13 protein-coding genes are annotated in these 9,598 nt (G+C 67.8%); 1 reads left to right on the forward strand and 12 read right to left on the reverse strand.

Annotation, left to right across the window (positions count from 1 at the left end):
- Positions 1–37: 37 nt before the first annotated feature.
- From glmM to ACNPM4_RS18825, 7 genes are all read right to left on the reverse strand, one after another.
- A complete protein-coding gene (gene glmM / locus ACNPM4_RS18795; RefSeq protein ID WP_029261159.1) occupies positions 38–1,396 on the reverse strand; it encodes a phosphoglucosamine mutase in 1,359 nt (452 codons plus the stop codon).
- Between the two features lie 14 nt (positions 1,397–1,410).
- Positions 1,411–1,896 carry a 30S ribosomal protein S9 gene (gene rpsI, locus ACNPM4_RS18800; protein WP_028502255.1) on the reverse strand — a complete coding sequence of 162 codons (486 nt, stop codon included), beginning with the start codon at positions 1,894–1,896 and terminating at the stop codon, positions 1,411–1,413.
- Between the two features lie 27 nt (positions 1,897–1,923).
- Positions 1,924–2,370: a 50S ribosomal protein L13 gene (gene rplM / locus ACNPM4_RS18805; RefSeq protein WP_029261158.1), complete on the reverse strand. Its 447-nt coding sequence runs from the start codon at positions 2,368–2,370 to the stop codon at positions 1,924–1,926.
- A 182-nt stretch (positions 2,371–2,552) separates the two neighbouring features.
- Positions 2,553–3,221 carry an endonuclease/exonuclease/phosphatase family protein gene (locus tag ACNPM4_RS18810; protein ID WP_029261157.1) on the reverse strand — a complete coding sequence of 223 codons (669 nt, stop codon included), beginning with the start codon at positions 3,219–3,221 and terminating at the stop codon, positions 2,553–2,555.
- Between the two features lie 12 nt (positions 3,222–3,233).
- Entirely contained in the window at positions 3,234–4,118 is an 885-nt protein-coding gene (truA, locus tag ACNPM4_RS18815; RefSeq protein ID WP_448986732.1) for a tRNA pseudouridine(38-40) synthase TruA, read from the reverse strand.
- Between the two features lie 42 nt (positions 4,119–4,160).
- On the reverse strand, positions 4,161–5,702 hold the full coding sequence (locus ACNPM4_RS18820) for an APC family permease (RefSeq protein WP_448986734.1): 1,542 nt from the start codon (positions 5,700–5,702) through the stop codon (positions 4,161–4,163).
- A 98-nt stretch (positions 5,703–5,800) separates the two neighbouring features.
- A complete protein-coding gene (locus tag ACNPM4_RS18825; protein WP_029261154.1) occupies positions 5,801–6,166 on the reverse strand; it encodes a winged helix-turn-helix transcriptional regulator in 366 nt (121 codons plus the stop codon).
- 93 nt (positions 6,167–6,259) lie between these two features.
- Between ACNPM4_RS18825 and ACNPM4_RS18830 the strand changes: the two genes are divergently transcribed.
- Entirely contained in the window at positions 6,260–7,105 is an 846-nt protein-coding gene (locus tag ACNPM4_RS18830; RefSeq protein WP_448986735.1) for an SDR family oxidoreductase, read from the forward strand.
- A gap of 56 nt (positions 7,106–7,161) precedes the next feature.
- On the opposite strand, the gene ACNPM4_RS18835 is transcribed toward ACNPM4_RS18830, so the two are convergent.
- From ACNPM4_RS18835 to ACNPM4_RS18855, 5 genes are all read right to left on the reverse strand, one after another.
- Positions 7,162–7,530 (reverse strand): hypothetical protein, encoded by a 369-nt coding sequence (locus ACNPM4_RS18835; RefSeq protein ID WP_448986737.1) that lies wholly within the window; start codon positions 7,528–7,530, stop codon positions 7,162–7,164.
- A complete protein-coding gene (locus ACNPM4_RS18840) occupies positions 7,512–8,132 on the reverse strand; it encodes an Asp23/Gls24 family envelope stress response protein (protein ID WP_448986738.1) in 621 nt (206 codons plus the stop codon). Before ACNPM4_RS18840 ends, ACNPM4_RS18835 begins: the two co-directional genes overlap by 19 nt.
- Positions 8,129–8,695: an RNA polymerase sigma factor gene (locus ACNPM4_RS18845; RefSeq protein ID WP_029261150.1), complete on the reverse strand. Its 567-nt coding sequence runs from the start codon at positions 8,693–8,695 to the stop codon at positions 8,129–8,131. Before ACNPM4_RS18845 ends, ACNPM4_RS18840 begins: the two co-directional genes overlap by 4 nt.
- 126 nt (positions 8,696–8,821) lie before the next feature.
- A complete protein-coding gene (locus ACNPM4_RS18850) occupies positions 8,822–8,995 on the reverse strand; it encodes a CsbD family protein (protein ID WP_029261149.1) in 174 nt (57 codons plus the stop codon).
- Positions 8,996–9,085: 90 nt separating this feature from the next.
- A partial coding sequence (locus tag ACNPM4_RS18855; RefSeq protein WP_448986740.1) for a hypothetical protein occupies positions 9,086–9,598 on the reverse strand: 513 nt, incomplete at its 5' end.

Raw genomic sequence — 9,598 nt, forward strand, 5'->3', positions numbered from 1 at the left:
AGATCAGCGACCGGCCGGTTCCGAGGTTCTGCGAGTGTCAGAGCGAGAGGCGCTCCTGCACGACCTCCGCCAGTCGTCCGGCGTAGGCGTGCACCGACTCCGCATCGGCGGCTTCGACCATCACCCGCACCAGGGGCTCGGTGCCGGACTTGCGCAGCAGCACCCGGCCGGAATCACCCAGCTCACCCTCGATGTCGCGCACAGCCTGCTGCACGACCTCGTCGTCTGCGACGCGATCCTTGTCGACGTCGCGCACATTGATGAGCACCTGCGGGTACACGGTCATGATCGACGCGAGCTCGGCGATCGACTTCTTCTGCCGCGCCATCTCCGCCACCAGGTGGAGGCCCGTGAGGATGCCGTCGCCGGTGGTGGCGTACTCGCTCATGATCACGTGACCGGACTGCTCGCCGCCGAGCGCGTATCCGCCCTCGTTCATGTCTTCGAGCACGTAGCGGTCGCCGACGGCGGTCTGACGAACCGTGATGCCGTGCTCGCGCATCGCGACATGCAGGCCGAGGTTGCTCATGACGGTCGCGACGAGCGTGTCGTCGGTGAGGCGTCCGCGCTCCTTCATCGACACCGCGAGGATGGCCATGATCTGGTCACCGTCGATGTGATTGCCCTCGGCGTCCACGGCGAGGCAGCGGTCGGCGTCGCCGTCGTGGGCGATGCCGATGTCGGCGCCCAGACGCACGACAGCCTCGGCGAGGTTGTCGAGGTGGGTCGAGCCGACTCCGTCGTTGATGTTCCAGCCGTCGGGGTCGGCCCCGATGACCGTCACCTCGGCGCCCGCGTCGCGGAACGTCTCGGGCGAGACGCCGGATGCCGCGCCGTGGGCGCAGTCGAGCACGACGTGGATGCCCTCGAGACGATTCGGCAGCGAGCCGAGGAGGTGCACGACGTAGCGGTCCTCCGCGTCGGAGAAGCGGTCGACACGACCGACGCCGGCACCCGTCGGGCGCAGCATCTCGCCGTGCATGGCCTCTTCGATGCGCTGCTCGACCTCATCGGGGAGCTTGCGGCCCCCGCGGGCGAAGATCTTGATCCCGTTGTCGGGAGCGGCGTTGTGCGAGGCCGAGATCATGACACCGAAGTCGGCGTCACGGTCGGCGACGAGGAACGCCAGCGCCGGGGTCGGGATGACACCGGCCTCGAGGACATCGACCCCCGAGGAGGCGAGCCCCGCGGAGACGGCCGACGTCAGGAAGTGTCCGGAGACCCGGGGGTCCCGGGCGACCACTGCGGTGAGTCGCTTGCCTTCGGCTTTGCGAGCCTCCGCAGTACGGCCCTGGCCCAGGACGACAGCAGTCGCCTGGGCCAGGGTGAGCGCCAGGTCGGCGGTGAGGATGCCATTGGCAAGTCCTCGCACGCCGTCCGTGCCAAAGATCGGCATCGGAGCAGTGGACCTTAACGCTTCGAGTACTGAGGCGCCTTACGGGCCTTCTTGAGTCCGGCCTTCTTGCGCTCCTTGACGCGAGCGTCACGCGAGAGGAAGCCGGCCTTCTTCAGGGTCGGACGGTTGTTCTCCTCGTCGATGCCGTTCAGCGAACGGGCGATGCCGAGGCGGAGCGCACCGGCCTGGCCCGAGGGGCCACCACCGGAGATGCGCGCGATGACGTCGTATGCACCGGTGAGGTTCAGCACCGTGAACGGGTCGTTGATCAGCTGCTGGTGCAGCTTGTTCGGGAAGTAGTCCTCGATCGTGCGGCCGTTGACCGTGATCGTGCCCGAGCCGGGGACGATGCGCACGCGGGCGATGGCCTGCTTGCGACGGCCGACAGCGGCACCCGGGACGCTGAGGACGGGGCGGGGAGCCGCCTCGACCACGTCGGTCTCCGGAGTCGACGTCGAGAAGTTCTGGGGGGTTTCGGTGGTGTCCTGGATGTCAGCCACGAGTATGTCCTTAAGTCTTTACGGCGCTTACTGGGCGACCTGGTCGAGGGTGTACGTCTGCGGCTGCTGCGCGGCGTGCGGGTGCTCGGCACCGACGTACACCTTGAGCTTGGTCAGCTGCTGGCGGCCGAGGCTGTTCTTGGGGAGCATGCCACGGATGGCCTTCTCCACAGCGCGAACCGGGTTCTTCTCGAGGAGCTCGGCGTAGGTGACCGACTTCAGGCCGCCCGGGTAACCCGAGTGGCGGTAGGCCAGCTTCTTCTGGAGCTTCTGACCGGTGAGCGCGACCTTGTCGGCGTTCACGATGATGACGAAGTCACCCGAGTCGATGTGGTTGGCGAAGGTCGGCTTGTGCTTGCCACGCAGGAGCGTAGCGGCGTGCGAAGCCAGACGGCCGAGAACGACGTCGGTGGCGTCGATGACGACCCAATCGCGCTGGACTTCGCCAGCCTTGGGGGTGTAAGTGCGCGTCACGATAGTGCTGCTTTCTTGTGTCGAACGGAGAAGTTCGTGAATCCCACTCCGGGGTGGTTCTTCCCGACAGGGAGGAACACGCCAGTGGAGGGCTCACGTTCGGACGATGCCCATTCCCGCGAACGGGAAAGGCACCAAAGGGAAATCATACGCCACCGGGCGCGGATGCCCAAACCGCCGACTCAGTCGGGTTTGACCGTGACCAGGATCGGGCGGTGGTCGCTCGACCCCTGGGGCAGCGTCGTGATGCGCTCGATCTCGAAACCGGCCGAGGTCGCGAAGTCGTAGTGCCCGCGGAACACCCGGTAACGCGTGTAGGTGTGGTCGTCGCTGAGCGAGAGGGCATAACCGTGGTCGCGCACGGCCTGACCGAGGTTCTCCTTGAAGATGGGGTAGTTGTAGTCGCCGACCATCAGCTGCGGCAGACCCTCCCCGAGAGTCGCGAGCTCGGTGAGCGCCGCGCGGATCTGGTGCCGACGCAACGAGTTCAGCGCGGTGAGCGGTGCGGCATGGAACGAGGCGACGATGAAATCCTGGGCGTCGTCGATGTCACGCAGCCGAGCGCCGAGCACACGCTCGTGAGCGGGTTTCGCGATCCGGTCGTGCAGCGACTTCTTCAACCCGAGGGTGCGGATCGACTGCAGATGGTAGGTGCTCGAGCGGTAGAACAGCGCGAGCCCGAGGCGGTTGCCCTGCGTCGCATCCGCCAGCACGAGGTCGCCGATCTCTGCGGGCAACTCCGGAACGTCGCACTCCTGCAGACACAGGATGTCGGGGTCGTGCTCGCCGACGATGGCGGCGAGTTCACCGGCCGCGCGATGCTTCTGGAGGTTGTACGAGATGACCTTCATGACCGTTCCACGCTACTCGCCCAGGCTGTGGTCGGGCTCCGGATCGCGAACGCGGCTCGTGCCGTCACGTCGAGCCCGCGTCTGCTCCGCGCGCGTCGCGAGCAGCTCGTCGGCGGGGTAGCCGACCTCGGTGAGGATCAGGCCGCGCGCCGCCAGGACCTTGAACTCGCTGGTGCGCGTCAGGGCGTCGCGCAGCAGCACGACATCCTCGACGTCGAGGCGCCCCTCCCCCACCGCCGCGCATGCGCCGACGAGTGCACGCACCATGCTGTGACAGAACGCGTCGGCCTTGACCTCGGCGATGAGAACGCCCTCGGCATCACGCACCCAGCGGTAGTCGAGCAGCGTGCGGATCGTCGTCGCCTCTTCGCGCGGCTTGCAGTACGAAGCGAAGTCATGCAGGCCGATGAGGCTGCGGGCCGCGGCATCCATCGCCTGCTCGTCGAGACTCCCACGGATGTTCGTCGTGTCGTGCCGACGCAGCGGGTCGAACCCGGCCTGGGTATCGGCGAGACGGTAGCGGTAACGCCGCCACACCGCCGAGAACCGGGCGTCGAACCCCTCGGGAGCGATCGACGTCTTCGTGACGGTGACGTCGGAGTAGGCACCGAGCACGCCGCGCATGCGCCCGGCGATGGTCTCTGCGGGAGCCAGCGGAGCCCGCCCCTGCCTGGCCTCGATGCGCGACCACTGCTTCTCGTCGAGGTCGACGTGCGCGACCTGACCGCTGGCGTGCACTCCCGCGTCGGTGCGGCCCGCGACGACGAACTGCACGTCGGAGCCGACGATCCGCGCGAGGGCCGCCTCGAGAGTCCCCTGCACGGTGCGGAGCGTCGGCTGCTTCGCCCACCCGCGGAAGTGGGTGCCGTCGTAGGCGATGTCGAGCCGGATGCGCACGGAGCAAGCCTAGGACACGTCCGCGGACGTGCCCGGGCGACCTCAGATGCCGCCGTCGATCGAGCGGATCGTCACGCTGGGCTCGTCCGGCACCATCACCTGGGTCTCCCGGTTCAGGCTCTCGCCACGGAAGAACCGCTTCGACCGCGGGAACAGGTACCAGACGAACATCAGCACCAGACCGAACGCGAGCGAGCCGACGCCGATCACGAATGTGCCGCCGATGCCGAACAGGACGGTGTAGCCGTAGTCGACGTCCCACATGTCGATGGCGGACTGGATGAATGCCCAGGTCAGCATGAGCCCGCCCAGCAGCGGGAAGAGTCCCTTGAAGAAGAACTCCCGCGGCGACGACGTCAGATCCTTGCGGAAGTACCAGACGCACGCGAAACCCGTGATGGCGTAGTAGAACGCGATCGCGAGCCCGAGCGAGAGGATCGAGTCCTGCAGGATGTTGTCGCTGATCAGCGTCATGCCGATGTAGTACGCCGAGGCGACCACGCCCATGACGATCGTCGAGAACGACGGCGTCTTGTAGGTGGGGTGCACGTCCTTGAACTTCGCCGGCAGTGCGCGGTAGACGCCCATCGCGAGCGTGCCACGGGCGGTGGGCAGGATCGTGGTCTGCGTCGACGAGATCGCCGAGATGATCACCGACACGACCAGCACCCAGCCGAACGGCCCCAGCAGTCCGTCCTTGATCGCGAGGAAGAAGTCGTCGGCGTTCGCCTCGTTGCCGAGGCCCGTGCCACTCTCCCCCAGACCGGCGTACATCATGGCGGCGATGGTCACGGCGACGTAGGTGAACAGCAGGATGACGGTGGTCAGCAGCGCGGCGCGGCCGGGAATGCGCTTCGGGTCCTTGGTCTCCTCGTTCAGGGCGAGGCAGGTGTCCCAGCCCCAGTAGATGAAGAGTGCGAGGAGGATGGCCTCGGTGAAGCCCGACCAGTCCGTGAAGGCGAAGGGGTTCATCCACTCCCAGGAGAAGGGCGTGGGGTTCGGGGCGGTGCCGGCGAAGAACTGCCACAGCGCGGTCACCACGAAGATCGCGAGCGCCAGGTACTGGATGCCCAGCAGGATGTTCTGGATGCGCTCGCCGATCTCGACTCCACGCCAGCTGACCCAGGTCATCGCAGCGATGAAGAGCACGGCCACGACGACCACGCGCCAGTCGTTGTTCTCGAGGTCCTGTCCGATCAGTGACCAGAAGTAGACCGAGGCGATCTGGGCGAGGTTGGCGAGCACGACCATACCGGCGACGGCGACACCCCAGCCGCCCATCCAGCCCACCCACGGACCGAATGCCTTGGTGCCCCAGGTGAAGGTCGTGCCGCAGTCGGGCACCGCGTTGTTGAGCTCTCGATACGCGAAGGCGATCAGGAGCATCGGGACGAAGGCGATGATGAAGGCGATCGGCGCCTGCGCACCGACAGCGAGCACCACGAAGCCGAGTGTCGCGACGAGCGAGTAGACCGGGGCCGTCGAGGCGAGACCGATGACGGTCGACCCCCAGAGTCCCAGGGTTCCCGCAGCCAGACCCTTGCCGTCGGGTCGTTCCAGATGAATGGGCGTCGTTGCTGCCATGTCAGAACAGTAGGGCCACCGCGGTTATCGCGTCAACGGTTTCTTTCACCGACCGAATCCGCGGCCAACGGCGCATCCTGGCAACGGAATCCGCAGATTCAACCCCTTTCGAGCATCCCGTCGGCGTGGTCGGCAACCCATTCCATCAGCGGCAGCATCCGCTCCATCAGATCGCGGCCGAGCGGCGTGAGGCTGTACTCGACGTGCGGGGGCACCGTCGGGAGGGACTCCCGATGCACGAGCCCGTCCTCGGCGAGTGTGCGCAGCGTCGAGGCGAGCATCTTCTCGCTGATGCCGTCGACCTCGCGGCGCAGTGCACCCCAGCGGTGCGTGCCGTCGGACAGGCAGGAGAGCACGAGCACCCCCCACTTGCTCATGATGTGGTCGAGGACGACCCGAGTGCCGCAGTTCTGATCGAAGACGAACGGCGTGGATTCCTTTATCTGCGCGAAACTAACCGTCATGTGGGTACCTTACTTCAAAGTGGGTACCCGCAGATCGGAATGCGTGCGACCCGTCGCGAGGTTGTCGAGGGTGTCACTTACGAAAGGACCCTCATGACCATCCTCGTCACCGGCGCGACCGGCAACCTCGGACGCCTCATCATCGCCAGCCTCCTCGAGCGCGGCGCCGACCCGCAGTCGATCGTCGCCGGAGCCCGCGACACCGCGAAGGCCGCCGACCTCGGCGTGCGCGTCGTCCGCCTGGACTACACCGACCCCGCCTCGGTGGCCGCGGCCGTCGAGGGCGTCGACACCGTCGTGCTCGTGTCCGGGTCGGAGGTCGGACACCGGGTGGCCCAGCACCAGGCGGTCATCGACGCCGCGAAGGCCGCCGGGGTCTCCAAGTTCATCTACACCAGCGCACCGAAGGCGACCACCAGCGACCTGGTCCTGGCGCCCGAGCACAAGGCGACGGAAGAGCTGATCGGCGCTGCGGGACTCCCCGCCGTGATCCTCCGCAACAACTGGTACACCGAGAACTACGCCCCCGACCTCGCTCGCGCCGCCGAGACCGGCGTGCTCACCTCGGGCACCGGTGACGGACGGGTCGCCTCGGCCAGCCGCAAGGACTTCGCAGAGGCGGCGGCGGTCGTCGCGCTCGAAGACGGGCACGTCGGCGAGGTCTACGAGCTCGGCGGCGACGTCGCCTGGACCTACAGCGATCTGGCCTCGGCCTTCTCCGAGGTCACGGGACGCGAGGTCGCGTTCGTCCCGGTCTCGTTCGACGAACAGCTCGCGGCTCTGCGGGAAGCGGGTCTGGATGAGGGAACCGCCGGATTCGTCGCAGCTCTCGACGCCGGGATCCGCGATGGCGCCCTCGCCGACACCGACGGCACGCTCGCGCGGCTGATCGGCCGCCCCACCACGCCGCTCGTCGAAGGGCTGCGCGCGATCGCCTGATCGCGTTCGCCCCACGGGTGCCGCTCTCGCTCGGTCGAGGGCGGCACCCGCTCGTCTCACACCGTCGCTGCCGCCGACTGCACGTGCACGACGGTGAGGGTGACACTGTCCCGGCGAAGCCCCCGTTCCTCGAGCACGGCGTCGATGACGACGTGCACCGCGTGGAGGGTGTCCGCCGACCTCGCATCGGAGTCGACACCGATCGAGGCCTCCACGGCGACGCCCTCGCCCGCGGGCACGACAGAGACGAGAGGCTCGTCCTCCTGTCTCCTGCCGAGCGCCGCGACACCTGCGCGCAGCAGGTTCGAGATCAGCGATCCGGAGCGATACACACTGCGCACGCCGGGCGTCGCCCGCATCGCTGCCTCGATCGCGGCGGCGTGCGCTCCGCGCGTCTCGGTTTCGCTCAGCTCTCCTGCGTCCACGAGGACACCTCCCTGATGTCCCGGATCGCGATGTCGATCGCGACGATGTTCAACTCGGTGTGCGCCCGGAGCGCCCGATCGGCCTCAGCCCTGAGTCGGTCCGCGATCGCCGGGATCGGCTGTCCGTGCAACGCGCTGGCATCGATCTCCACACGGATCGGCGTATCCGGGACGGTCACATCGCCGATGAGGCGGCAACGTCCGATGAGCAATCCGGGAACGGCGCTCTCGGCCGAGCGGATGAGACCGCGCACGGCGCCCTCGGTGATCGCCAGGTCCACCGACGGATCCGGCGACTCGAAGGGGATTCGCCGGCCCGCGCGCGCGTCCATCGCGATGCCACTCAGGATGCGGTCGACCCAGCCCGCGTCGACCTCCGGTTCCGCGGCGGTCTCGGCCGCGATCAGCTCGGCCCCCAAACCGTGCAGGCGTTCGAGCGCGTCCAGCGCCAGCTGACAGCCGGGCGACTCGTCGATCGAGCGGTCGGAGGGCTGTCGTCCCGCTTCGAGGTAGTCGGTGAGCTCGTCGAGCGTGTGCCCGTCGAGATCGCTCGGTTCCAGACCGAGACGGCGGACTTCTGGCATGTCTCTCTCGTCGGTCATCGCCACTCCTCCATCCGTACGATCATGTATTTCCGGGCCCGCGCGAGCAGTCCTCGCGCGGTGGAGACGGGAATGCCGAGCTCTTCCGAGATCTCCTCGTAGGAGTAGCCGCCGATCTCGCGCAGGACCCAGCATTCGCGCTGGGCATCGGGCAGCTCGCGCAGCGCGGCACCGACGGCGGCGACTCCGGCTCGCACCTCGACCACCGCCGACGGCGAGGCGTGCAGAGGCGCCGGGCGATCGATGGAGTCGATGTCCACGACGGGTCGGGCCGCACGAATGCGATCCACCGCCTTCCGACTCACGATCCGCATCAGCCAGCTCTTCACCTTCGACGGGTCGTCGAGCTCGCCGAACCGCTGCCAGGCGGTGACGAAGGACTCCTGCACGATGTCGTCGACATCGGCCGAGGCGTTCAGCATCCGCTGCGTGTACGCACGCATCATCGGCGTGTATCTCCGCACGAGCACCGCGAAGGCTTCGACGTCGCCGTCCATCGCACGTCCGGCGACGATGCCGTCGTCGGCCTGCTCGAGCGCTCTGCGAAAGCGTTCCTCTTCCATCTGTTCCCCACCCCTCGATCCGATCCCCACAGGAGATTCGGAACCGACGCCTCACCGGATCGGATCCTCGCCGACCGACCTGGGAGTGATCGGGGAGGAACCCGGTCGGGTCCCTCCCCGCGTCCGCTACTTCTTGAACGCATCCTTGACGTTCTCGGCCGTGTCGCGGATCTCGCCCTTGGCCTGCTCGGCCTTGCCCTCGGCGACGAGCTTGTCGTCGTTGGTGACCTTGCCGACGGCCTCCTTCGCCTTGCCGGCGACCTTCTCCGCAGCGGCCTTGATCTTGTCTTCAGCGCCCATGGCGTCTCCTTCTCTCATCGCACCCGTGTCTCGGGTTCGCGTGTTCACGCACGTGGTCCGTGCGTTGGTCTGTGTCGCCGTCGCACCCGATCACCGCACTCTCGTCGGCGAGCGGAAACCCTCGCTCCAGCGCCGATCGGAGAGGTGCAGCAGGATCGGGATTCGAGACCCCAGCAGCTCGTCCCATTCGCCGATCGCCGCCTCGGCCGCCGCGACGACGTTCGCCAGTGGAGCCCCCGGCCGCACGGTCACGGCCAACTCGACCGCGCGCGTCTGACCGACACGGTAGGTGCCGGTGCGGGCCGAGAGCACATCGGGTCGCCGGACCAGAGGCTCGGTGAGCACGGCGTCGACCACGTTGCGATCGACCGTCGTCCGCCCGGTGGCGGTATGCACGTCGAGCACGGTCTTCGAGCGCCCACGTCGGCGCGAGATGAGGAACACCACCAGCAGAACCGTCAGCAGCAGCGCGGCCGCCGCCGCGAACAGCAGCGGCATCGATACCGGGCCGATGCCCATCACCTGCCACCTCCGGCCGTCGACGGATTCCCACGCGGCCGCGACTTCTGCCGCCGGCCGCCGCACCCACGCCGGCGGATCAAC

Source organism: Microbacterium umsixpiens (genome assembly GCF_053543675.1).